We start from the raw sequence: 249 nt of genomic DNA on the forward strand, positions 1-249 counted from the left end.
TTGACTTTGCGGCGCCCGTGGGCGCGTAGCCAGGCGTAGCGGTTGTTCATCACGACCTGAAGCCGCTTCAGCACGGTGAGGGCGGCGGTGATGTCGGGGCCGATGAACGCATCGGCGCAGTCCTCCCACTGCCCGAGTTCGACGAGCTTGCCGTCGAGGAGTACGAGGCGGGAATCGATGGAGAGGGCGGCGTGGGCGGCGATGGTGTTGAGGAGACCGCTCTTGCCGCCGCCGGGTTCGCCGCCGGCA

The 249-nt window shown here is 68.3% G+C and carries 1 protein-coding gene; it reads right to left on the reverse strand.

Annotation, left to right across the window (positions count from 1 at the left end):
• On the reverse strand, positions 1–249 hold a 249-nt coding region (locus ACNAVT_RS31930), incomplete at both ends, for an FtsK/SpoIIIE domain-containing protein (RefSeq protein ID WP_416301728.1).

This window comes from Micromonospora sp. SL4-19, from assembly GCF_047921475.1.
Lineage (GTDB): Bacteria > Actinomycetota > Actinomycetes > Mycobacteriales > Micromonosporaceae > Micromonospora.